Source organism: Pseudomonas brassicacearum, from assembly GCF_003732265.1.
GTDB lineage: Bacteria > Pseudomonadota > Gammaproteobacteria > Pseudomonadales > Pseudomonadaceae > Aquipseudomonas > Aquipseudomonas brassicacearum_D.
The window spans coordinates 1-278 of sequence record NZ_MOBK01000185.1 but is presented as its reverse complement, the minus strand read 5'-3'; the positions used below and the strand labels follow the sequence as shown (position 1 = coordinate 278).

Here is a 278-nt window from a genome sequence, read left to right as displayed (position 1 = left end):
GTGATGGCGATTGCCCTCGGCCTGCATGTGAGCTGCGGCACCGAGGACAACATCTGGACGCAAAGCCGTGATCGCAAGATGGGCACGGTCGAGCAGATCGAACAACTGCTGCGCATCTCCAAGGAAATGGGTCGCAAAGTGGCCACTGCCAAGGAAGCCCGCGAGATCTACAAGATCGGCACGTTCTACAAGGACGCCGATGAAACCCTGGCCGCAAACGGCTTTGCGCCGAACCGCACGCCTGGCCAGAAAGGCTTCACCCACTACGGCTGAGTCAG

At 60.1% G+C, this 278-nt stretch carries 1 protein-coding gene; it reads left to right on the top strand.

Annotation, left to right across the window (positions count from 1 at the left end; all coding sequences use genetic code 11):
- A partial coding sequence (locus BK660_RS30730) for a 3-keto-5-aminohexanoate cleavage protein (protein ID WP_148057504.1) occupies positions 1 to 273 on the top strand: 273 nt, incomplete at its 5' end.
- Between the last annotated feature and the right edge of the window lie 5 nt (positions 274 to 278).